The 22,388-nt window shown below is 62.1% G+C and carries 21 protein-coding genes; 18 read left to right on the top strand and 3 right to left on the bottom strand.

The window, feature by feature from the left end; translation table 11 throughout:
• The first annotated feature begins 90 nt into the window (after positions 1 to 90).
• From LGQ03_RS00345 to LGQ03_RS00365, 5 genes are all read left to right on the top strand, one after another.
• Positions 91 to 1,365, top strand: coding sequence for a helix-turn-helix transcriptional regulator (locus LGQ03_RS00345; protein WP_226746803.1), 1,275 nt, complete (start codon positions 91 to 93; stop codon positions 1,363 to 1,365).
• Positions 1,366 to 1,472: 107 nt separating this feature from the next.
• Positions 1,473 to 1,841: a response regulator transcription factor gene (locus LGQ03_RS00350; RefSeq protein ID WP_090159191.1), complete on the top strand. Its 369-nt coding sequence runs from the start codon at positions 1,473 to 1,475 to the stop codon at positions 1,839 to 1,841.
• An 83-nt stretch (positions 1,842 to 1,924) separates the two neighbouring features.
• Positions 1,925 to 2,128 (top strand): hypothetical protein, encoded by a 204-nt coding sequence (locus LGQ03_RS00355; protein WP_226746804.1) that lies wholly within the window; start codon positions 1,925 to 1,927, stop codon positions 2,126 to 2,128.
• On the top strand, positions 2,125 to 4,812 hold the full coding sequence (locus tag LGQ03_RS00360; protein ID WP_226747254.1) for an ATP-binding protein: 2,688 nt from the start codon (positions 2,125 to 2,127) through the stop codon (positions 4,810 to 4,812). Before LGQ03_RS00355 ends, LGQ03_RS00360 begins: the two co-directional genes overlap by 4 nt.
• Positions 4,813 to 4,883: 71 nt before the next feature.
• Positions 4,884 to 5,828 carry a FliM/FliN family flagellar motor switch protein gene (locus tag LGQ03_RS00365; RefSeq protein ID WP_226746805.1) on the top strand — a complete coding sequence of 315 codons (945 nt, stop codon included), beginning with the start codon at positions 4,884 to 4,886 and terminating at the stop codon, positions 5,826 to 5,828.
• A gap of 3 nt (positions 5,829 to 5,831) precedes the next feature.
• On the opposite strand, the gene LGQ03_RS00370 is transcribed toward LGQ03_RS00365, so the two are convergent.
• Entirely contained in the window at positions 5,832 to 6,338 is a 507-nt protein-coding gene (locus LGQ03_RS00370; RefSeq protein WP_319004426.1) for a TIGR01244 family sulfur transferase, read from the bottom strand.
• On the opposite strand from LGQ03_RS00370, the gene LGQ03_RS00375 reads away from it, so the two are divergent.
• Positions 6,337 to 6,615, top strand: coding sequence for an ArsR/SmtB family transcription factor (locus LGQ03_RS00375; RefSeq protein WP_056031213.1), 279 nt, complete (start codon positions 6,337 to 6,339; stop codon positions 6,613 to 6,615). The genes LGQ03_RS00370 and LGQ03_RS00375 overlap by 2 nt on opposite strands.
• Here LGQ03_RS00375 and LGQ03_RS00380 read toward each other — a convergent pair.
• Positions 6,612 to 6,827, bottom strand: a complete 216-nt coding sequence (locus LGQ03_RS00380; protein ID WP_226746806.1) for a hypothetical protein — start codon at positions 6,825 to 6,827, stop codon at positions 6,612 to 6,614. The genes LGQ03_RS00375 and LGQ03_RS00380 overlap by 4 nt on opposite strands.
• Before the next feature lie 109 nt (positions 6,828 to 6,936).
• Here LGQ03_RS00380 and LGQ03_RS00385 point away from each other — a divergent pair, with 109 nt between their 5' ends.
• From LGQ03_RS00385 to LGQ03_RS00425, 9 genes are all read left to right on the top strand, one after another.
• On the top strand, positions 6,937 to 7,197 hold the full coding sequence (locus tag LGQ03_RS00385; protein WP_056031219.1) for a DUF2312 domain-containing protein: 261 nt from the start codon (positions 6,937 to 6,939) through the stop codon (positions 7,195 to 7,197).
• 48 nt (positions 7,198 to 7,245) lie between these two features.
• Entirely contained in the window at positions 7,246 to 8,208 is a 963-nt protein-coding gene (locus LGQ03_RS00390; RefSeq protein WP_226746807.1) for a Gfo/Idh/MocA family protein, read from the top strand.
• A gap of 65 nt (positions 8,209 to 8,273) precedes the next feature.
• Complete coding sequence (locus LGQ03_RS00395; RefSeq protein ID WP_226746808.1) at positions 8,274 to 10,352, top strand: hydantoinase/oxoprolinase family protein; 2,079 nt, start codon at positions 8,274 to 8,276, stop codon at positions 10,350 to 10,352.
• 2 nt (positions 10,353 to 10,354) lie between these two features.
• Positions 10,355 to 12,055, top strand: coding sequence for a hydantoinase B/oxoprolinase family protein (locus tag LGQ03_RS00400; protein WP_226746809.1), 1,701 nt, complete (start codon positions 10,355 to 10,357; stop codon positions 12,053 to 12,055).
• A complete protein-coding gene (locus tag LGQ03_RS00405; protein WP_226746810.1) occupies positions 12,052 to 12,819 on the top strand; it encodes an HpcH/HpaI aldolase family protein in 768 nt (255 codons plus the stop codon). The genes LGQ03_RS00400 and LGQ03_RS00405 overlap by 4 nt, the downstream gene beginning before the upstream one ends.
• The gene (locus LGQ03_RS00410; protein ID WP_226746811.1) at positions 12,816 to 13,424 is read left to right on the top strand and encodes a glutathione S-transferase; all 609 of its coding nucleotides are present in this window, start codon (positions 12,816 to 12,818) and stop codon (positions 13,422 to 13,424) included. The genes LGQ03_RS00405 and LGQ03_RS00410 overlap by 4 nt, the downstream gene beginning before the upstream one ends.
• Positions 13,425 to 13,525: 101 nt before the next feature.
• On the top strand, positions 13,526 to 13,774 hold the full coding sequence (locus LGQ03_RS00415) for a hypothetical protein (RefSeq protein ID WP_226746812.1): 249 nt from the start codon (positions 13,526 to 13,528) through the stop codon (positions 13,772 to 13,774).
• Positions 13,775 to 14,015: 241 nt separating this feature from the next.
• Positions 14,016 to 14,219 (top strand): hypothetical protein, encoded by a 204-nt coding sequence (locus tag LGQ03_RS00420; RefSeq protein WP_226746813.1) that lies wholly within the window; start codon positions 14,016 to 14,018, stop codon positions 14,217 to 14,219.
• Positions 14,220 to 14,382: 163 nt separating this feature from the next.
• The gene (locus tag LGQ03_RS00425) at positions 14,383 to 15,084 is read left to right on the top strand and encodes a sugar transferase (protein WP_226747256.1); all 702 of its coding nucleotides are present in this window, start codon (positions 14,383 to 14,385) and stop codon (positions 15,082 to 15,084) included.
• A 39-nt stretch (positions 15,085 to 15,123) separates the two neighbouring features.
• On the opposite strand, the gene LGQ03_RS00430 is transcribed toward LGQ03_RS00425, so the two are convergent.
• Entirely contained in the window at positions 15,124 to 17,163 is a 2,040-nt protein-coding gene (locus LGQ03_RS00430; RefSeq protein WP_226746814.1) for an ASKHA domain-containing protein, read from the bottom strand.
• A gap of 165 nt (positions 17,164 to 17,328) precedes the next feature.
• On the opposite strand from LGQ03_RS00430, the gene guaB reads away from it, so the two are divergent.
• The 3 genes from guaB (at position 17,329) to LGQ03_RS00445 (ending at position 22,380) form a co-directional block, all read left to right on the top strand.
• Positions 17,329 to 18,780: an IMP dehydrogenase gene (gene guaB, locus LGQ03_RS00435; RefSeq protein ID WP_226747257.1), complete on the top strand. Its 1,452-nt coding sequence runs from the start codon at positions 17,329 to 17,331 to the stop codon at positions 18,778 to 18,780.
• A gap of 7 nt (positions 18,781 to 18,787) precedes the next feature.
• Positions 18,788 to 19,960 carry an RsmB/NOP family class I SAM-dependent RNA methyltransferase gene (locus LGQ03_RS00440; RefSeq protein WP_226746815.1) on the top strand — a complete coding sequence of 391 codons (1,173 nt, stop codon included), beginning with the start codon at positions 18,788 to 18,790 and terminating at the stop codon, positions 19,958 to 19,960.
• Between the two features lie 173 nt (positions 19,961 to 20,133).
• Positions 20,134 to 22,380: an ATP-binding protein gene (locus LGQ03_RS00445; protein ID WP_226746816.1), complete on the top strand. Its 2,247-nt coding sequence runs from the start codon at positions 20,134 to 20,136 to the stop codon at positions 22,378 to 22,380.
• Positions 22,381 to 22,388 lie beyond the last annotated feature (8 nt).

The following is a 22,388-nucleotide window of genomic DNA, read 5'->3' on the forward strand; positions in this document are numbered from 1 at the left end:
GTCGCCCGGACGAATTTGTAAATTTTTAAACAACGTCGCGCGTTGTTGTGTAAATTGCATTTGCCAGCAGCAGATTAGGAATGAAATGGCATGGACAGGACGGGTGACAGAATCCGGGCACGTCGGATGGATGCAGGCGTCGCACAACGCGACCTGGCGGCTGCGGTCGATATATCGGCCAGCTATCTGAACCTGATCGAACATGGGAAACGCCCCGTGGGCGGGCAGTTGTTGCGGCGGATCGCAGCGACCCTTGGGATTGATCTGGCCTTGTTGGAACGGCCTGCTGATCCGTCCTTGATCGACCGGTTGCTGGCGGCCTCGGCGCGGCTGCCGCAGGTTCCGACCGAAGTAGCCCAGGTCGAAGACCTTGCCGCCCGGTTCCCCGGCTGGACCGGCCTGATTACCGCGCAGGCGCAGGAAATCATGTCGCTGGATGACCGGCTTCAGATGTTGAATGACCGGCTGACCTACGACCCCGATCTGGCAAAGGCGTTGCACGGCGTCATCACCGCAGTGACGGCCATTCAGGCGACAGCGACGATTCTGACGGGCGACGGTCCGGTCGATGCGGATTGGCAGGCGCGGTTCCACGCCAACATTCGTGACGACGCCGGCAAACTGGCGGCCACGAGCCGTGCTCTCGTGGCCTATCTGGATGCGCCTGACGATCTGGAACGCACCCGCCTGTCGCCGCTGGAGGAGCGCGACACGATATTGAATGCGACGGGCTATCACCGGCCACATCTCGAAGATCCGGCCCTGCCGGCCCCGGTGCCACCCGCGCGACCGGGGGTCGCGGATTTGCTGGCCCGGTACGACGCCGTCTATGCGGCGGATGCAGAGGCCTTGCCGATCGAATCCTTTGTCATGGCGGCCCGCGACCTCGATTGTGATCCTGTCGGATTGGCGGCGCATCTGGGTCAGACGCTGGATAGGGTGCTGCGACGTCTGGCAAGTCTGCCTGCCAAGGCGGGCCTGCCGGATCATGGGTTGATGCAGATCACTGCGGCAGGTGCGGTCCTGCTGCTGAAACAGGCTGCGGGTTTCGACATGACACGGGGCAGCGACTGCGCCTTGTGGCCTGTCTATACTGCCCTCGGACAGCCGGGCCGCTGTGTGACCGCGCGTGTCGCCGTGCACGGGCAGAACGACCGACATCTGATTTGCCATGCTGTGGCCGTCGCCGCGCCAAGCCCGTTGGGTCCGCATGCGCCACCGGTCATGACGGCAACGATGCTGGTGCGGGCACTGCCAAAGCCGCCGGACCCGCTGTGTTTGCCTGTGGGATTGGCTTGTCGGATGTGCCCGCGTGCCGATTGCGCGGCGCGCCGTGAACCTGCGGTTCCGGCGACCCAGCTCTGACAGCAGGGCTTTGACATGTGACGGGGCGCGGACAATAGTGTGCCGCGTGGCGCATCGGGGAGGGTGGGTCACACACATGGCAAGCGACCAAAAGGGGGGATGGGGCGTTGGCAAAACGTGTCTTGTTGATCGAAGACGAGCCGAACATCATCGAGGCGCTCAGTTTCATCCTCAGTCGTGCCGGTTATACGGTCCATACGCACGAGGACGGAACGACCGCCATGGACAAGATCCGCAATCAGCGCCCCGACATGATCCTGCTGGACGTGATGTTGCCGGGTCGGTCCGGATTCGACATTCTGCGTGACTTGCGGGCGGACCCCGGCACCAGCGACCTGCCTGTCATGATGCTGACCGCGCGCGGTCAGGCCAAGGACCGGGCGCTGGCTGAGGCGCTGGGGGCAGACCAGTTCATGACCAAGCCCTTTGCCAATGACGAAGTCTGCGCGCAGGTCCGCGCCATGATCGGCGCATGACGGGGGACGGGAGCAAAGGGCAACGTGGATTGTTCCTTGCGCGGGAACGCTATCGGCAAAGACGCTTGCGCGATGGTGCACGCATGTTGCCGATCATCGGTTTCATCCTGTGGCTCCTGCCGATGTTGTGGGTGCGTGACGAGGGTGACACGGGCGGATTGGCAGGAACGGTCGTCTATGTCTTTGTCGTCTGGATGGTGCTGATCACGGTGGCGTTCGTCGTGGCGCGGCGGATCGATCCCACCGATGATGTCGAACCGCCCCCCACGCGGGAAGGGTCCGACTGATGTCATTCAACGGACTGGTGTTGGCGGCTGTCGTCTATGTCGCCTTCTTGTTCATTGTCGCAGCCCTGGCCGAACGGCAGGCGCGCCGCGGCAAGGGCGATTGGCTTCGGATGCCGCTGGTCTATACGCTGTCGCTGTCGATCTACTGCACGGCCTGGACGTTCTATGGCGCGGTCGGTTACGCCGCGCGGTCCGGTCTGGAATACGTGACCATCTACCTTGGCCCCTCGCTTGTGATGATCGGCTGGTGGCTGGTCTTGCGTCGGCTGGTGCGAATTGGCCGGGCACAACGGATCACGTCGATTGCCGACCTGATTTCATCGCGTTTCGGCAAATCGACAACTTTGGGCATGATCGTGACGTTCATGGCGATCATCGCCTCGACCCCCTATATCGCACTGCAACTGCAGTCCGTTGTCCTCAGCTTTCAGGTCTTTGCGCAGGCCGGCGGCCAGAACTGGGGAAGTGGTGAGCTTGGCCGCGCCGCGATACTGGTGTCCACCGGCCTTGCGATTTTCACGATTCTGTTCGGCACCCGTCACGTCGATGCCAATGAACGCCAGCACGGCGTCGTGATTGCCATCGCCATCGAGGCCGTGGTGAAATTGGTGGCGCTGCTGGCCGTCGGCATTTTTGTCGTTTGGGGGCTGTCGGACGGTCCGGCTGCCACATTGGCCGCGATCGAGGCATCGCCGGTTGCGGACTGGACACAGTCGGGCACGCGCTGGGCGGCGCTGATATTTCTGTCGGCTGCGTCCTTTCTGTGCCTGCCGCGCATGTTTCAGGTGCTGGTGGTCGAAAACGCGGACGAGCGGCATCTCAAGACGGCCTCATGGGCCTTCCCGTTCTACCTGGTGTTGATGAGCCTGTTCGTGGTGCCGATCGCCGTGACCGGTTTGCAGGTCATGCCGCCGGGGTCCAACCCCGACCTGTTCGTGCTGACAGTACCATTGGCCGAAGGGCAGACCGGTCTGGCGATCCTGTCGTTTCTTGGGGGATTTTCATCCGCGACCTCGATGGTGATCGTCAGCACCATTGCCTTGTCCACGATGGTGTCGAACCACGTTGTTCTGCCCGTCTGGATGCGCAGCCAGACCCAAGGGCGGGCGGTCATTTCCGGGGATGTGCGTTCCGTGGTCAAGATCACCCGCCGCCTGTCGATCGCCGGCATCCTCGCCCTTGGTTTTCTCTACTATCACCTGTCGGGTGGCGGGGCAGCGCTTGCCGCGATCGGGCTGATCTCTTTTTCGGGGGTCGTGCAGGTTCTTCCGGCGCTGTTGGGCGGCATTTTCTGGCGCGGGGCGACGCGCACCGGGGCCATTCTGGGGCTAGTGTCGGGGTCGGTGCTGTGGCTGTGGACGTTGTTTCTGCCCAGCTTTGGTCCCGATGCCGTCCTGTCAGCGCAGGTTCTGACCGATGGCCCTTACGGGATCGGCTGGCTGCGCCCCGAGGCGTTGTTCGGCATCGGCGGGATCGATCCTGTTCTGCACGGTCTGCTGTGGTCCTTGCTGGTGAATACCAGTCTGTTTTTTCTGGGGTCCGTTCTCAGCTTTCCGGCACCGCTGGAACGGCTTCAGGGTGCGCAATTCGTCAATATTTTCGAGGGGCCGGGTGGCGAACGGACATGGACGCGGTCCGCGGCCACCGCCGAGGACCTGTTGATCATGTCGCAACGCATCCTTGGCCCGCGAGAAGCGCAGGCGATTTTTCAGGCCGAGGCGGCGGCCCAGCAGAAAACCGGCTTCTTGCCGGACGTGTCGCCTGCATTCCTCGTGGCCCTGGAACGCGAACTGTCGGGGTCGGTGGGGGCCGCCACGGCCCACGCGATGATCGGACAGTTGACCGAAGGTGTCAGCGTGACCGTCGACGATCTGTTCGCGCTGGCGGATGAGACCGCGCAGATCCTCGAATATTCCGGCCAGCTGGAGGCCAAGAGCCGCCAGCAAGAGGAAACGGCGCGCGCCCTGCGCGATGCAAACGCCAAACTGATGGCGCTGTCGGTGCAAAAGGATGCGTTTCTGTCCCAGATCAGTCACGAGTTGCGGACGCCGATGACCTCGATCCGGTCGTTTTCCGATATTCTGATGCAACCGGACCTGAGCGACGAGGACAGCCAGCGCATGGCGCGCATCATCAGTACCGAATCGCAGCGCCTGACACGTCTGCTGGACGATTTGCTGGATCTGGCGGTGCTGGAACACGGACAGGTCAACCTCAAGACCGACACGGGCGTGTTAAGCGACCTGTTGGATCAGGCCGTTGCATCCGCAGGGGGCGCCGGGGATGATCTGATCATCAGGCGCGACCGCAAGGCAGAGCAGATCGTACTGACCACCGACCTTGACCGGTTGGGCCAGGTGTTCATCAATCTGATCGCGAATGCGCGCAAATACTGTGATGCGGCGCAGCCGCGTCTGACCATCAAGGTATGGCAGTCGCAGCATGGTACAATTCTGGATTTCATCGACAACGGCAGCGGCATTGCACCCGCCGATGCGCAGGTGATCTTTGAAAAATTCTCGCGGTTGACGGATGCGGCGCGTGCAGGCGGTGCAGGCCTCGGCCTTGCGATCTGCCGCGAGATCATGACGCGTCTGGGTGGCGAAATCATGTATCTGCCCGGGCAGGGCGGGGCGGCATTCCGCGTGTCGCTGCCGGCGCAGGTCGCCATCGCCGCCCAATAGGTGCACTGATGTTGAGGGAATGTTTACTTCTTCGACGTTAGCTGTGCGCAATGAAACGCGGGGTAGCCAGTATGACGGGCGTGTTGCACAGGATGGTCAGGCGACAACAGGCGGATGCGCCTGATGTGCCGCTGACGGCGTCACGCGCGGTCAAACTGTCGGTCACGCGGGCAGCGCAGTCCAGTGTGGGCCTGGTCGTCGATGTCACCGGGGTGGCGGATCGAACCTGTGATCTGGACAGTGTCACGACCGATCTTTCCCCGGATGTGCTGATGCTGGGCGTGGAACGCGATGGCACCTGCGTCGGCATGATGATTTGTGATGCCAGCCTGATCGCAGCCACGCTCGAGACGATCACGACCGGGGGGGTGTCAGCACAGCCCGCGCCCTTGCGTGCCATCACCGAAACGGATGCTGATCTGGTTCGCCCTTTGTTACAGGCGCTGCTGGATGATCTGGCCGCCACCACACAGGGGACAGTTCTGGATGGATGGGCCGTGGGTTGCCGGCTATCGGTGCGTTTTCCCGATGCGCGTGCGGCGTGTTTCGCGCTGCGCGAACAATCCTACCGGGTGATCGTCATCACGGTTTCGGATCAGAAAACGGACCGTGTGCCCTGCGTGACGATTGCTTTGCCGGACACCGTCGGCCCGGTGCCTGACCGTGTGCCGCAATCGCAGGTCGCGGCAGACTGGGCCGACCGGCTGCGCGCGGCGGTACTGGGCGCACCTGCGCGACTGGATGTGGTGGTGCACCGCATGCCCGTACCACTGCGCCGACTGACTTCTCTCGCCGTGGGCGATTGCCTGCCGTTGACCGGATTTGCGGTCGGGTCTGTCCGGGTCGAGGCGCCGGGCGGCCAGCTGATCGCCACGGGGCGCCTGGGTCATGTCAGCGGCCGTATCGCCGTCAGGATTGCTGGCGAAGCACCGCCGCACCTTGTGGACCTACCGCACGGTGCGCTGGTCCAACCCGGGCGGGACGTGGCAATCAGTGATGCGACCCTGCTTGCCTGACCGTCAGGACAGCGTTTCGAGCTGGCTCCGCATGCCGTTCAGATCATATCCCGCCTGCGCTGCGGCTGCGATGATGTCATCGACCGGCATCTTGCCTGCTTGTCCCAGGGCCCAGACGATGGTCGACCGGGTGCCGGATGCACAATAGGCCAGCGTCTTGCCGGTGGCGGCGGCGTCGGACTGGGCATGCACCATCTCCATGTTGAGCCCCTGGTGCGTCACCGGGTTGACGACAAAGGTCATGCCAGCGGCTTCGACCGCGATCCGCATGGCCTCGGCCTGCAAGGGCGGCGGCACCTCGGCATCGGGGCGGTTACAGATGACCGTCGTGAAACCCTGTTCTGCGAGCGTGGCCGCATCGGCGGGCTCGATCTGGGGGGCGGCGGAATAGGCGGGTGTGATCTGATTGATTTGCATGCGGCTCAGACTACGCGCGGCCTGCGGCGCGGTCCAGTGGCAACAGGTCTGGCGCAGGGCGGCATGCAGGTTTAGCGTCGCGGGCATGATCATGGACGAAAACGCACTTGCGGCGGCAGCGACCGTTTTGCACGAAATGGGGGGCACCGTGCGCCTGTCGGTGCTGTGTGCACTGCGTGGCGGGCCCCGGACGGTCAGCCAGTTGCAGGGGGCTGTCGATGTGCCGCAAGCGCTGGTGTCAAATCATCTGCGCCGTCTGCGCGCGGCAGGTCTAGTGCGGTCGGACCGCAGTCCGGATGACGCACGCATCATTTTCTATTCCATCGCCGACGATCGGATCCATCGCGTGCTGGATGCGCTGTCGCTTTAGCCTAGCAGGATGCCGACCACGACCATCATCAGTCCCAGCATCGCGGAAAAGAACGCGCCGAGGTTGACCGGCATCATGGCACCGATGCGGGCGCGCAGTTCCGCGTCAGTCAGATCGGCACGTTTCGCCCGCGCCACCATGATGATGGAATAGACCACGCCACACAGGCCCAGCACCGATACGACTGCCCCGATCCAAATCAATGTTTGCATGACATACCCCATGATTGCGCCCCGATCCGCTAACCTGACACGGCGCACCTTGCAAGGGTTTGGCAGGCTCGCTAGGACGTGCCCCTGACCCAGCCGCAGGAGTGTTCCGATGTCCGACAACGCCACCAACCCGACCGAAAACGTAGCCGGCGAGGAGTTGCGCCAGTTCATCGAACGCTACGAGCGTCTGGAAGCCGAGAAAAAAGACATCGCCGACGGCCAGAAGGAAATAATGGCCGAAGCCAAAGGGCGTGGCTACGACGTCAAGGTGCTGCGCAAGATCGTGGCCATGCGCAAGCGCGACAAGGACGATCTGGCCGAAGAAGAGGCCGTGCTGGAAATGTACATGGCCGCGCTGGGCATGTCCTGAGGGCAAAACGCCCTATGTCTGACGCCAGACCAAAACTTGAGGCAGACCATGACAGCGACCAGTTCCTCCGGCCGGCAGTTGACCGACGCGAAAATCGCCCTTTTGGGTATCGGCAAGATCGCCCGCGATCAGCACATGCCAGCCATTTCGGGCAGCACTGCCTTTGACCTCGCCGCAACGGTCAGCCGTTCGGGCGGAGTGGATGACGTCGAAAATCACAGCGACATCGCGGACCTGATCGACGCAAGGCCCGATATCGACATCTATAGCCTGACCATGCCCGCGATGCCGCGCTTTGACATCGCGGTGAAATCGCTGATGGCGGGCAAACATACCATGCTGGAAAAACCCCCCGGCGCCACTGTCACCGAGGTGCAGAAGCTGGAAAAGCTGGCGCGCGCAAAGGGTGTGACACTCTACGCCTCTTGGCACCTGCGTCATGCGCCGGGTGTGGCTGCTGCCCGCGCCTGGCTGCGCGACCGCACGGTCAAGGGGATGCGGATCAACTGGCGCGAGGATGTGCACAATTGGCACCCCGGTCAGGACTGGATCTGGGAACCCGGCGGGCAGGGCGTGTTCGATACGGGTATCAACGCGCTGTCACTGATGACGGAAATCCTGCCGAACCCCGTGCATCTGCGCGAATCCGTTCTGAAATATCCCGGCAACCGCGACATGCCCATTGCGGCCGATCTGACCTTTGTAGGGGCGGGCGGCATGCAGGTGCAGGCCCAGTTCGACTGGCGCCACGAGGACCCGCCCACATGGGATATCGAGGTCGACACGACCGAGGGCACGCTGAAACTGCTGGATGCCGCAACCACGATGCTGGTCAACGGCCAACCGCATGACGTGGCTGAACACGGTGAATACGAAGGTGTCTATCACCGCTTTGCCGAACTGATCGAAACCGGTCAGTCCGATGTCGATGTAGAGCCCCTTCAGCATGTGGCTGATGCGATGATGCTGGCCCGCCGCGAGATCGTCGCGGATTTTCACCAAAAGGATTGATCCCACCGGTTTGACATTCCCCGCGTTCCGGCGCTGCATGGCACCGGACGAAGAGGGAGCGAAACATGCAAGGCGGTCAGGCGCGACTGGGTGTCGATATCGGCGGCACCTTTACCGATGTGGTTCTGGAAACCGGTGCCGACCGGTTTTCGACCAAGGTGCTGACCACCTATGCGGCACCAGAGCATGCGATCGTCGAGGGGATGCATCGGGTCTGCGCGGATGCGGGTATCTCGCCCGCGCAGATCAGCCAGATCATCCACGGCACCACGCTGGCGACCAATGCGCTGATCGAACGGCGCGGCGCGAAAACGGCGCTGATCACAACCGAAGGGTTCCGCGACGTGATCGAGATGCGCAGCGAATCGCGGTTCGAACAATATGACCTGAACCTGACGCTGCCCGCGCCGCTGCTGCCGCGCAATCGTCGCTATGTGGTGCGTGAACGTATCGACGCGGATGGTGGTGTGCTAGTGCCGCTGGACGGCGAGGCGGTCGCGGCCCTTGCGGATGAATTGCGCGATGCGGGCTATGACAGTGTCGCCGTTGGTTTGCTGCATTCCTATGTGAACGACACGCACGAAAGGATGATCCGCGACGTGCTGGCCGAACGCATGCCTGCGGCAATGGTGTCGCTGTCGTCAGAGGTCAGCCCCCAGATGCGGGAATACGAACGGTTCAACACCACCGTCGCCAACGCCTATATCAAGCCGCTGATCAAATCCTACCTTGGTCGCCTCGCGGACAGTCTGCGCGTCGCCGGTGCGGATTGCCCGGTGTTCCTGATGCATTCGGGTGGCGGGATCATCGATCTGGCCACCGCGGCCGAATTCCCGGTCAGGCTGGTGGAATCCGGGCCTGCGGGCGGCGCGGTCTTTGCCGCCGATATCGCGGCGCGGCATGGGCTGGACCGGGTCCTGTCATTCGACATGGGCGGCACCACGGCCAAGATTTGCCTGATCCGCGACCAGATCCCCAAAACGGCCCGTGTGTTCGAGGTCGCGCGGACCTACCGGTTCAAGAAGGGGTCGGGCATGCCGATTTCGATCCCCGTAATCGACATGGTCGAAATCGGTGCGGGCGGCGGATCGCTTGCCCATGTCGATGCGCTGCGCCAGATCCGCGTCGGTCCCGAAAGTGCGGGGTCCGAACCGGGGCCTGCCTGCTACGGTCGCGGCGGGCAGCGACCTGCCGTCACGGACGCCGACCTGATCTTGGGTAAACTTGACCCTGCGGGGTTTGCGGGTGGTCGCATCCCGCTGGATCCCGCGCAATCAGCACAGGCGCTGAGCAATGCATTGGGTGCGCCACTGGACATGTCCGTTCAGGACGCGGCGCATGGGCTGGCCGAAGTCGTGGATGAGAACATGGCCAATGCCGCGCGTGTCCATGCCGTCGAAAACGGCGAGGATCTGGCAGGCTTTACCATGATCGCCTTTGGTGGTGCAGCACCACTGCATGCCGCGCGATTGTGCGAAAAACTGGGCATTGACCGCTGTCTGGTCCCCAGTGGTGCGGGTGTCGGTTCCGCCATCGGGTTTTTGCGCGCACCCTTCAGTTTCGAGGCGACCCGGTCAGTGTTCATGCGCCTGTCTGCGTTTGATGCGGATGCGGTGGCCGGGATCTTTGCCGATCTGACGGAGCAGGCGACGACCTTTGTCAGGTCTTGCGATGCAGACGCGCCGATCACCGCCGATTACAAGGTCTACATGCGCTACAGCGGGCAGGGCTGGGAAATCCCCGTGACGCTGCCCGCGCAGGATGCCGAACACCCCGATCCCGACCGTTTCCTTGCGCTGTTCGAGGCGGCCTATGCGGCCCTGTTCAGTCGTACGGTCGCCGGGATGGAGGTCGAGATCACGGTCTGGGCCGTCAATGCCACCACGCCCAAGGCTGCCGTCGATCCCGCAACGCCCGTGACGGTTTCACCGCCTGTCGCAGCGCGCAACCAACGCGACCTGTTCGACGCAGCGCAGGGCATCAGCCAGATTGCCGGGGTGCATGCGCGTGCAGACCTCGCATCGGGTGCCACCGTCATCGGTCCCGCCGTCATCACCGAGGATGAAACCTCGATCATCGTGCCAGCCAGTCGCGACGCCGTGGTGCTGTCCGACGGCTGTATCGCATTGCAACGCAAGGAGTGATCATGCCCGGTCAGGTCGCCTATCAGATCATGTGGAACCGCCTGATTTCCATTGTCGAGGAACAGGCGCAGGCCTTGGTGCGGACAGCCTTCAGCACATCCGTGCGCGAGGCGGGCGATCTGTCCGCCGGGGTCTATGATGCCGCAGGACAGATGCTGGCGCAGGCCGTCACCGGCACCCCCGGGCACGTCAACGCGATGGCCGACGCGGTGCCGCATTTCATCCGCGATATCGGGTTGGACACCATGCGCCCAGGCGATGTCTATCTGACGAATGATCCGTGGAAAGGCACCGGTCATCTGCACGATATCACGGTCTGCACGCCCGCGTTTCACAAGGATCGTCTGATCGGCTTTTTCGCCTGTACGGCCCATGTCACGGATATTGGTGGTCGCGGGTTCGGGGCCGATGCGGATGCGGTCTATGAAGAAGGGCTGCATCTACCGATCATGCGGTTTGCATCCGCCGGAACAGTTGATCCGACCCTCATCCAGATCATCCGCGCAAACGTGCGCGCGCCCGATCAGCTGGTCGGTGATCTCTACGCGCTGGCGACCTGTAACGATATTGGCAGGGGGCGCCTGACCGAGATGCTGGACGAATACGGGCTGGATGATCTGGACGGCATCAGCGATTTTATCCTCGATCACTCGCGCCGGGCGACATTGGACCGGATCGCGGCGTTACCGCAGGGTCAGGCCGCCGCGCATATGCGGATCGATGGATATACGCGGCCCGTCGACCTGCATGTCAGCGTGACCTTTGCCGGCGACCGGGTGCTGTGCGACTGGACCGGCACCAGCGGCCCCGATCCCAAGGGGATCAATGTGCCGATGGTTTATACCAAGGCCTATGCCTGCTTTGCGCTGAAATGCGCCATCGCACCGGATATTCCCAACAATGCGGCCAGCCTTGCGCCGTTCGAGGTGACCGCACCGCCGGGCACGATCGTAAACGCACTGCATCCTGCGCCGGTGGCCCTGCGGCATGTGATCGGCCACCTGCTGCCGGATACGATCTTTGGCGCGCTCGATCAGTTGATGCCGGGCGTCGTTCCAGCCGAAGGCGCGGGCTGTCTGTGTAATTTCCAGATGTCGCTGCGCCCGCGCACGGGAACCGGGGGCGCTGGCGATGCCGAGGTGTTGGTGTTCAATTCCGGCGGCGCGGGTGCGCGTCCGTCACTGGACGGGCTGTCGGCCACGGCGTTCCCGTCTGGCGTCATGACCATGCCGGTGGAGGCGACCGAACAGGTCGGCCCGGTGATCATCTGGCGCAAGGAACTGCGTCCCGATTCCGGTGGGGCAGGGCAATATCGCGGCGGGTTGGGGCAGGTGATGGAGGTCGGGCCGCGCGCGGGCTATGACATGCATCTGTCTGCCATGTTCGACCGGGTCGAACATCCGGCACGCGGGCGACGCGGTGGTGCGGCGGGTGGGGCCACGACTGTCGCACTGAGTGATGGCACGCCACTGCGGGGAAAGGGACGACAGCATATTCCGGAAGGTACCCGCGCAGTGATGGGTTTCCCCGGAGGGGGTGGCTATGGTGATGTCGGTGCGCGCGATGTGGATGCAGTGCGCCGCGATCTTGCGCTGGGTTACATCACGCCAGAGATGGCTCGGCGCGACTACGGCCTGTCCGATCATGACGTGCAGGCCGTCCTGGCAGCCACTGCGCTGGGCGGTGAAGGAGCAAATTCATGAACCTGAAACCAAACGCATTTCTGGCGGCGATCCGGTCGGGCAAGCCGCAAATCGGTATCTGGGTTTCCCTTTGCCACGCCGGGGCCGCCGAGGTGATCGCCGGTGCAGGGTTTGACTGGGCCGTTCTGGACATGGAACACGCGCCCACGTCGCTGGGCGATGTGATGCATCAGCTGCAGGTGTTTGCTGGGTACGCCACGACACCGATGGTGCGCCCGGACTGGAATGACCCGGTCAAGGTCAAGCGGTTGCTGGATCTGGGCGCGCCTGCGTTGTTGTTCCCGATGGTCCAATCGGAACAAGAGGCGCGCGCGGCCGTCGCCGCTTGCCGCTATCCGCCGAACGGGATCAGGGGCTTTGCAGGGGGCACGCGTGCGAACGGCTATGGTCGGATCAGCGACTACCTCGACCGGGTCGAGGCAGAGACGGCGATCATCCTGCAGGTGGAATCGCGTCAGGCATTGGCGGACGCTGTGGCAATCGGCACGGTCGAAGGTGTCGACGGCGTGTTTTTCGGGCCGGCGGATATTGCGGCGGATCTGGGTCTGCCGGGCCAGCCGATGGCCCCTGCCGTTTGGGACGGGATCAGACCGGCTGCAGCTGCGCTGATGGCTGCCGGTGTGCCCGTGGGAACATTGGTGCAAGATGTCACCTTTGCCCGGTCACTCTTGGCTGACGGGTTTACCTTTGTCGCTTGCGGCATTGACGCCACGCTGCTGGCCCGTGCGTCTGACAATCTGCTGGCCGGCATGCGCGCGCCGTGAAACCTGTCCTGTGGTCGTTTCGTCGTTGCCCCTATGCCATGCGTGCGCGTCTGGCGATCGCAGCCTCTGGACAGGTCGTTGAAACGCGCGAGATATTGCTGCGCGACAAACCCGACGCCTTTCTTGCGGTGTCACCTACGGCCACGGTGCCGTGCCTTGTCTTGCCCGAGCGTGTGATCGACGAAAGCCTCGACATCATGGTCTGGGCCTTGCAGCAGCACGATCCTCAGCGATGGCTGGATATGCCGGCAGAGGGCCATGACCTGATTGCGCGAAATGACGGACCGTTCAAACAGGCTCTTGACCGCACGAAATACGCGGACCGCTACCCAGACAGTGACCCGGATCAGCAACGCGAAATTGCGGCAGCAGTCCTGCGTGACCTGAATGCACGGTTGCAGGCTGGTTGGCTGTTTGGCCGGGTGACATTGGCCGATATGGCGATCCTGCCGTTCGTGCGTCAGTTCGCACAGATTGATCGGGCCTGGTTCGACGATCAGGATTGGCCCGATCTGCGTGGGTGGCTGGACAGATTTACAGAGTCGCAAGATTTTGCCCACATCATGACGCGCAGAACGCTCTGGTCGCCGGACGTCCAGTCCTGAACTGCGCACGGCCTCATATCCGGGGTGCGTATCACGCTTGCGCGATCCGGGCGGGCCTCTATGGTGAACGTGAATACATGATTGCACAGGGATTTGCCGTAATGAAAATGACGACCTTGGCCGCGACAGCGGCGCTCTTGCTCCCGACCCTGGCACAGTCTCAGGGGCTGATCGTGACCGAACCCGCAGCACCGCCCGCACAGGTGATCGATCCGACCACCCCGGCGCTGACGACGGGGCAGGGGCTTTCAACCGGTGCGATACTGGGAATCGGTGCTGGCATGGTGGGCTTTTTTGCGCTTCTTTCATCGGACGACGATGAGGGTGCCGCGACGCCCGATACCAATTGAGAGGCTGTTTTTGATACGCAGGCTGCCTTGCATCTGGCAGTTTCCCCAGCCTTTGTGCCTTAATTTATGGCAGTTCGGGACTCTTGGCCAGATCGCAGTCTTTTGATAGCGGTGTCGGCACTACCCGAGATTAGTCTTGTAAACAAGGCGTGGAAGCGGTAACCGATTGTTGATTGAAACCGTTGACGCTACGTCGTTTGGACTTGAACGCACGCTTTGCGCACACATGGGGAATTAAAACATGAAAAAAATCATTCTTGCACTGACCGTCGCTGCGACATTGCCGATGGCAGCATCCGCTCAGGACAGCATTGCCGTTCCTGGCCTGTCGACAGAAATCCCGAATGTTGTGCCTTTTCTGACGCTGATGGGCGCTGTTTTCATCATCGGCGCAACCAATGATGGCGACAACGACGGCGCAACGTCGGACACCACCACCAACTAATATCACGCTGGTTCCGGTTCACGCTGCCCGATCCGGCATTACGCGCGGAACCAGCATGTCACACGCCTGTTATCCGGCGCTTATTAAGTCCTGTTTGCGTAATGGTTTTGCTTGAGTTCTAGGGCGGTGATTTCACGGCCGTCACAATACGTGTCTCGTGCCGATGGTGCTGGCATGGCTAGTCGAAGTTTCGGGGGCAGTTTTGGTTCAGATCAGACAATTTACGTCTTTGCGGTATGAACAAGATGCCGCTTCAGAGACGAAACCTGTGTCCCCCAAGCTCGGATTTGTCATCTTCAAGCGGTGCTTTGATATTGTCATATCATCCGTCCTTTTGGTGCCCTTGGTTTTGGCAGCCGTAGCGCTGTTGATCATCAACCGTTTCTATAATCCGGGCCCCCTGTTTTACGTGCAGGACCGCATGGGGCAGGGGTGTGTCCCTTTTCGCGCCTACAAATTCCGGTCCATGCTTTGTGCCGAAAATATCCGGCGCGGCGCGTTTGACGATCTTGAGGTGTCGCGGATCACGCCATTGGGTCGCTTGTTGCGCAAATGTCGTGTGGACGAGTTGCCGCAGGTCTGGAACGTGCTGATCGGCAACATGAGTCTGATTGGCCCGCGCCCCGATTTTATCGACCATGCCTGCATCTATGTCGACACCGTGCCGGGATACCGTGCACGCCATTCTGTCAAACCTGGCATCACCGGCCTTGCCCAGACCGAAGTCGGCTATGTCGACGGGCGCGAAGGCTTGGATCGCAAGGTTGCTGCTGACCTAGCCTATATCCGGGACCGGTCGATCGCACTGGACCTGTGGATCACATGGCGCACTATCGTCACCGTGTTTACGGGCAAGGGCAGCTGAACCCGGCCAGACAAGCGTCTGGCGCGGGTCAATATCCAGCTATTTGCGGGCCCGTCTGCGTCTGCGGCCTTGATCATCGACACTTCCGCCACCCCCGAGGTTGAAACTGACGGATGGTAGCGTGGTCACGCTGGCCAGGTGCGGGAAAGGATCGGTGGCGTGGGGAATGGCGTTTGCGTTGACGAAATGTTCCTGGAATTTCGGCGCAATGGCGGTTTCGACCTTTGTGATCTGACGTACGATTGTCGCAATATCGCGGCGTGCGGTCACCGAGCACAATGCAATGCGTGCGCCTGTGCCCGCAGCGTTGCCCGCACTGCGCACATTCGCCAGCGGCGCATCAGGGATCATCCCCAGCACCATCGCGTGTTTCGGGCTGATATGCGCACCAAAGGCGCCCGCCAGCGTGATGCGGTCGACATGATCGACGCCCATTTCATCCATAAGCAGCCGCGCCCCGGCATAAAGCGCCGATTTTGCCAGTTGGATCGCGCGGATATCGCCCTGTGTCACGGCAATCAGCGGTCCACCGTCGGCGGTGCTGTCGTGCAGGACGTAGGAATGCGTGCGCCCGGCGACGATACAGCGTGACGTGCCGGTCTGGTCGGGCGAGCCGATCAGACCCTTGTCGTCCAGCAGGCCGGCCATGCGCATTTCGGCGACGGCCTCGATGATGCCGGACCCGCAGATGCCGGTGATCTGCGGCGTGCCGAAATCGGGGTCATCGGACCAGCTGTCGCTGCCGATGATCTTGAACCGGGGTTCCTTGGTCGCAGGGTCGATTTCGACGCGCTCGATGGCACCGGGGGCGGCACGCTGACCGGAACTGATCTGTGCGCCCTCAAATGCGGGGCCGGTGGGGGACGAACAGGCCAGAACGCGGCTTTTGTCGCCCAGCAGGATTTCCGCGTTGGTGCCCACGTCGACGATCAGCACGAGGTCGTCGGATTTGCCTGGTTCCTCTGACAGCGCGACGGCGGCCGCATCTGCACCGACGTGACCGGCGATACATGGCAGGATGAACACCTGTGCTGCATCGTTCATCCGGTTCAGATCCAATTCGCGGGCGGGCAGACCCATTGCATCCGATGTGGCCAGTGCAAACGGGGCCTGGCCCAATTCCACGGGGTCCACCCCGATCAGCAGGTGGTGCATCACCGGGTTACAGACGAACACGGCCTCCATGATCTGGTCGGGGGTAATGCCGGCCTCTGCCGCGATATCCACGGTCAGGTCATTGATGGCGGCGCGCACGGCGGCCGTCATTTCGACCTCTCCGCCCGGATTCATCATCGCATAGCTCACGCGGCTCATGAGATCCTCGCCAAAGCGGATCTGCGGGTTCATCACGCCCGCACTGGCGGCGACCTGACCGTTGCGCAGGTCGCACAGGTGGGCCGCGATGGTGGTGGACCCAAGATCGATGGCAAGACCATAGATCCGACCTTCGTGGAAACCGGGATAGACGTCGATGACCTGATGACGACCGTCCAGCGATCCGCGATGCAGGGCGACCGTGACTTCCCAGTTGCCCTTGCGCAGGACCTTTTGCAGCTTGGTCAGTACGGGCAGGGGGGCATGTACATCCGTAATCCCCCATTCATCGCGCAGGGCCGCTGCCAGCCTTTCGAGATCGCCGGAGGGTTCGTGCATGTCCGGTTCCTGCACCTTGACGAACAAGAGCTTCGTTGCGGGGTCCATGACGATGTCGCGCACGGCGGCGGCCTTGCGGACGACCTGGCGGTGAACCTGACTCTCTGGTGGAACGTCGATCACGATGTCGCCTTGGACAGTGGCCTGACAGCCCAGACGGCGACCGTCCTTTAGGCCGCGGATGTCGTCGTAACGCTGTTCCACGCTGTTCCAGTCCGACAGCGCGCCCTCGCGTGCGGTGACACCATGTTTGGAAAATTCGCCGTAAGATGGTGCGACCTGACATTTAGAACAGATGCCGCGTCCGCCGCAGACGCTGTCAAGATCGACACCCAACTGTCGGGCCGCGGTCAGAACGGGGGTCCCCACGGGAAACCGTCCGCGCTTGCCCGATGGTGTGAAAATAACAAGTGGATCGGTGGTCATGTCCGGATGCCTTTGCTGTGTTGCGCGCACACTAGCCATTTTGCGCCGAGGGAAAAGGGTGCGGCGCGACGGCACAGCGTCGCAAGCGTCATTCTTTTGACCTTTTGCCCCGGTGGGTTTCGTGCAATACGGCACCGCCAAACGACCCTATCAGGAGAGACCGTGATGGAGATTCGCGAGGCACTGACTTTTGATGATGTTCTGCTGGTTCCGGCAGCATCATCCGTACTGCCTTCGACAGCAGACACCCGCACCTACGTCACCCAGTCGATCAGCCTGAACATCCCGCTTTTGTCGTCCGCAATGGACACCGTGACAGAAGGCCGCATGGCGATCGCGATGGCCCAAGCGGGCGGCATGGGGATCGTACACAAGAACCTGGATATCGAGGCGCAGGCCCGCGAAATCCGACAGGTCAAGCGGTTCGTATCGGGGACGGTCTACAACCCGGTCACATTGCGCCCCGACCAGACGCTGGCCGACGCCAAGGCGCTGATGGAACGCTACCGGGTCACGGGATTTCCGGTAGTCAACGAAAACGGATTGGTCGTCGGGATCGTCACAAACCGCGACATGCGATTTGCGAGCGATGACAGCACGCCGGTGAGCGTGATGATGACCTCTGATGATCTGGCCATGCTGCAAGAGCCCGCCGATCTGGATGAGGCACGGTCGCTGATGCAGGCCCGCCGCATCGAAAAACTGCTGATCACGGACGCAAAGGGGAAGCTGACGGGCCTGTTGACCCTAAAGGACAGCGAACAGGCGGTGCTGAACCCCTCGGCCTGCAAGGATGATCTGGGACGTTTGCGTGTGGGTGCTGCGACGGGGGTCGGGGATTCTGGTTTTGAACGGTCTGCGGCGTTGATCGATGCGGGCGTCGACCTGATCGTTGTGGATACGGCACACGGCCATTCCGAAGGTGTGTCCAAGGCGGTCGAGCGGATCAAGGCGCTGTCAAACCAGGTGCAGGTTGTGGCTGGAAATGTCGCCACCGCCGAGGCGACCCGCGCGCTGATCGGTGCCGGTGCCGATGCGGTCAAGGTGGGCATCGGTCCGGGTTCGATCTGCACCACGCGCATGGTCGCGGGTGTCGGCGTGCCGCAATTGACGGCCGTCATGGATTGCGCTGGGGCGGCGGGCGACGTGCCCGTCATCGCCGACGGCGGGATCAAATTTTCTGGCGACTTTGCCAAGGCGATTGCCGCAGGGGCGTCCTGCGCGATGGTCGGGTCAATGATCGCAGGCACCGACGAATCCCCCGGCGAGGTCATCCTGTATCAGGGGCGGTCGTTCAAATCCTACCGCGGCATGGGATCGCTTGGCGCGATGGCGCGCGGGTCTGCCGATCGCTATTTCCAAAAGGACGCGGCGAGCGACAAGCTGGTCCCCGAAGGCATCGAAGGTCAGGTGCCCTACAAGGGGTCCGCCAGCGCGGTGGTCCATCAGCTTGTCGGTGGTCTGCGGGCCGCGATGGGCTATACCGGCAACGCGACCGTCGCCGAAATGCGCAAGAACGCGCAATTCGTCAAGATTACGGGTGCCGGCCTGCGTGAAAGCCACGTCCATGACGTGCAGATTACGCGGGAATCACCCAACTACCGCATCGGGTCCTGAGGGGGCCGTGACACCTGCCGCCCGATTTGCCGCCGCGATAGAGGTTCTGGACGACGTTTTCGCGGGGGCACCCGCAGAGCGGACCTTGACCACGTGGGCGCGCAAGAACCGCTTTGCAGGGTCCAAGGACCGGGCCGCCATTCGTAACCACGTCTACGATGTGCTGCGGGCCAGGCGGTCTCTCTGCGCGGCCGGTGGCGATACCACCGCCCGCGCGGCAATCCTGGGGCTGTTGCGCCGCGACGGCATCCCCGTGGACACCGTGTTCGGGGCAGGCGGCTACGGTCCTGCGGCACTCTCTCTGGACGAGGTCGGTTCGGCGACCCTGCCACACTCGGATGCCGTATCGGCGGATCTGCCTGATTGGCTTTGGCCGCTGTGGCAAGAGTCTCTGGGTCAGGCGGCGATGGCCACAGCACAGCTGATGCGCCATCGTGCATCGGTCTATTTGCGGGTTAATCTGTCACGCGGCACGCGGGATGAGGCGGTCGCCGCGTTGGCGCGCGACGGTATTGTGTCCAAACCTGTAGATCAGGTGAATACCGCGATCGAAGTCATTGAAAACGAACGCAAGGTTGCGGGTTCATCTGCCTATGCCTCGGGCCTTGTTGAGGTGCAGGATACCGCATCCCAGATCGCGATGGCGCAGCTGCGGTCCGTGGCAGGTCGCCGGGTGCTGGACTATTGCGCAGGCGGCGGCGGCAAGGCTCTCGCGCTGGCAGATCAAACCGATGCGACCGTCTATGCGCATGACATCGATCAGGCACGGATGGCGGATATTGGCCCGCGTGCGCAGCGGGCGGGGGTGCAGATCACGACGCTTGGACCGTCGGACCTGATGCGCCATGCGCCCTATGATCTGGTGCTTTGTGATGCGCCTTGTTCGGGCAGCGGCACCTGGCGGCGGACGCCGGATGCGAAATGGCGGCTGACACCGCATGATCTGGACCGGTTCAGCGTCATGCAGGCCGAGGTTTTGGAAAACGCGAAACCACTTGTCGCACAGGGCGGCACGTTGGCCTACGCGACCTGTTCGGTGCTGAATTCGGAAAACGACGCGGTCGTCGATGCATTCCTCGCGAAACACGGCGATTTCCAACGGCAAGAGACGCTGAAGTTGGTGCCGCGCGCAGAACATGACGGTTTCTTTCTGACCACACTCCTCAAAATTCAACCCTGAGATGAATTGATCGATTTTAACGCCCTGTTTACCGTTTCCTCCCTAGGGTCGTCGTTGAAGTCAAAGCGCGTACGGGAGGGAATTTGCGTCGAACCATCTTTAGTTTCCCAGCCCCGCAAACGCGGCAGTCGCGGGCGATATGGTTGCTATCTGCGCTTGCAGCGGCATGCGGCATGTTTGGCCTGTTCGCCGGGGATCACGTCTTTCGTTTGACGGCGGTTTTCGCCGGCATCGTATTGATGTTCATGGCGTTTCTGACATATCGGCGTGGGTCACGCATTGTTCGGGACGATATCGCGGAAATCAGCCCGTTGCGCCGCGTGATACAGACCATGTTGCTCTATGATGGTGATATCGCCTTTTTGACCAGCGCGAACGGGGACATCCTGTATCGCAATCCCGCCGCCATCACGCGGTTCGGGGATATTTCGGACGGCCATCTGGGCTCTGCGATCGGGCAGATTGTTGCGACACCTGATCTGCTACTGGCGCAAATGCGTGAACAGGCGACGGCATACGGTGCCGCCACCCAGGACGTCGCGACGCGGACCGGTCAATACCGGCTGACGCACATGATGATCGAACCTGATCTGGGGATGTGGCGGTTGAACGATCAGGGGCGCAACAGTCAATCCCTGGGCCGCGCGGCCGATATGCTGACATTGCCGATGCTGACAGCGGGCCCGTCGGATGCGGTTCTGTATATGAATGAAGTGTTCCGCAAACTTTTGGGAAACAGGCCAAAATCGCTGTCGGAAATCTTTGGTGCGACGCCGCCTGTCAGCGGTCGCACCTGCGAGGTCAGAACCACCTCCGGTCCGCAGACATTTATCGCGGGTGTTGTTGACAGGACCGCGCAACGCCGCGAAATCTATCTCTTGCCGACGGCGCGCGACGCGACGGGCCTGACCGGCACGGTGGGTCTGTCTGCCGGATGGGACGAAATCGAAGACTTGCCGGTGCCACTCCTCAAGATTTGCCGCGACGGCGTGATCACGGCGTCCAACCGTCAGGCCCGCGTGCTCTTGGGGTTCGAAAACAACGACGAACGCCGGGTACAGGATGTGCTGGACGGGCTGGGTCGGCCGATTTCGGACTGGATCAAGGAGGCGATCGCCGGGCAGGGCGGGCACGTGTCACAATTCCTGCGAGGGCGCGGTGAAAATCAGGAAACCTTTGTGCAGGTGACCCTCAATATCGCCGACGGTCCCGAAGGTCGGCATCTGATTGCCGTGCTCAATGATGTGACCGAACTGAAAACCCTCGAAGCGCAATTCGTGCAAAGTCAGAAAATGCAGGCGATTGGTCAGCTAGCCGGTGGCGTTGCGCATGATTTCAACAACTTGCTGACGGCCATATCGGGACATTGCGACCTCTTGCTGTTGCGCCATGATGCGGGTGACCATGATTACGGCGATCTCATTCAAATCCATCAGAACGCGAATCGTGCAGCCAGCCTTGTTGGCCAGCTTTTGGCGTTTTCCCGTAAACAGAACCTTCAGCCTGAACGGATCGACCTGCGTGATACCCTGTCTGACTTGACCCATTTGCTGAACCGTCTGGTCGGCGAAAGGGTAAGCCTCATTCTGGAACACGATCCTGATCTGGCAGCGATCAAGGCGGACAAGCGGCAGCTTGAACAGGTCATGATGAACCTTGTGGTCAACGCGCGCGATGCGATGCCGCAGGGCGGGGAAATCCGCATCGTCACGGAAAACAGACAGCTGGATGTTCCATTGGTGCGGGGCAACGTTTCCGTCCCGCCGGGGGCTTATGTGGTGGTCCGCGTCATCGACGAAGGCTGTGGCATCGTGCCCGAACGCCTGCCCAAGGTGTTCGAGCCATTTTATACGACCAAACGCACGGGCGAGGGAACAGGGCTTGGGTTGTCGACGGCCTACGGCATCGTGAAACAGACCGGCGGTTTCATATTCGCCCATAGTGAGGTTGGCAGCGGCACCGAAGTTGAAATGCTGTTCCCCAGCCAGACCCGTCCCGTGGCCGACACGCGCCGCCCGCCCAGCAAGGGGGGCGACCAGATCATCACCCAAGGCAGCGGCGTGGTCCTGTTGGTCGAGGACGAGGCACCGGTCAGGGCATTTGCCTCGCGGGCCTTGCGGCTTCGCGGCTATACGGTGATTGAGGCCGATTGTGCAGAGGCTGCACTGGACCTGTTGTCCGATCCGGACCTCAAGGTGGATCTGTTCCTGTCAGATGTCATCATGCCCGGATTGGACGGTCCTACCTGGGTCAAACAGGCGCGTGTCGCGCGGCCTGATACCAAGGTTATTTTTGTGTCAGGCTACGCCGAGGATGCGTTCAACGCCGACAACGACCGGATCGCAAACGCGGTTTTCCTGCCGAAACCGTTTTCGTTGAACGCGCTGACCGAAACCGTACAGGCCCAGTTGCTGCATTGATGCAGCCC

It is taken from the genome of Loktanella gaetbuli (assembly GCF_020531945.1).
GTDB lineage: Bacteria > Pseudomonadota > Alphaproteobacteria > Rhodobacterales > Rhodobacteraceae > Loktanella > Loktanella gaetbuli.